This is a genomic window from Limimaricola litoreus, from assembly GCF_024159025.1.
Classification (GTDB): domain Bacteria; phylum Pseudomonadota; class Alphaproteobacteria; order Rhodobacterales; family Rhodobacteraceae; genus Limimaricola; species Limimaricola litoreus.
Map to the genome: position 1 here is coordinate 1 of NZ_JAMYXC010000316.1, position 831 is coordinate 831.

Annotated in this window: 1 protein-coding gene; it reads left to right on the forward strand. The window is 65.6% G+C overall.

Translation table 11 applies throughout. The features are described from left to right. A partial coding sequence (locus tag NHG85_RS19040) for a DNA-directed RNA polymerase subunit beta (protein WP_502213728.1) occupies positions 1-675 on the forward strand: 675 nt, incomplete at its 5' end. Between the last annotated feature and the right edge of the window lie 156 nt (positions 676-831).

Sequence of the window (831 nt, forward strand, 5' to 3'; positions counted from 1 at the left end):
CGCGGCCTCGGCATCCAGGTCGACGAGGCGTTGCAGGAGTATCGTCGTTCGGGCGATCTCACTCCGGTGCGCGAGGCGCTGCGCATCGCCTATGGCGACGATGTCTACGAAGAGGGCATCGAAGGCATGGACGAGGCGCGCGTCACCGAGATCGCGACCAACGTGCAGCGCGGTGTTCCGATCGCCACCCCGGTGTTCGACGGTGCCAAGGAGAACGACGTCAACGACTCGCTCCGCCGTGCCGGCTTCGACACCTCGGGCCAGTCGGACCTGTTCGACGGCCGCACCGGCGAGAAGTTCTCGCGCAAGGTGACGGTGGGCGTGAAGTACCTGCTCAAGCTGCACCACCTCGTGGACGACAAGATCCACGCGCGTTCGACCGGGCCGTACTCCCTCGTCACCCAGCAGCCGCTCGGTGGTAAGGCGCAGTTCGGTGGCCAGCGCTTCGGCGAGATGGAGGTCTGGGCGCTGGAAGCCTATGGCGCCGCCTACACGCTGCAGGAGATGCTGACCGTGAAGTCGGACGACGTGGCGGGCCGGACCAAGGTCTACGAGAGCATCGTCAAGGGCGAGGACAACTTCGAGGCCGGCGTGCCGGAATCGTTCAACGTCCTCGTGAAGGAAGTCCGGGGCCTCGGCCTCAACATGGAACTCCTGGACGCGGAGGACGAGTAACGGCGCCCCGCCGCGTGCCCCCCTTCGGGGGTGCGCGGCACGCCGTCGCCCTCTGCCTAGATTCAAGGATTTGAAATGAACCAGGAACTCACGAACAACCCGTTCAATCCGCTGACCCCGGCCAAGACCTTCGACGAGATCAAGGTGAGCCTCGCG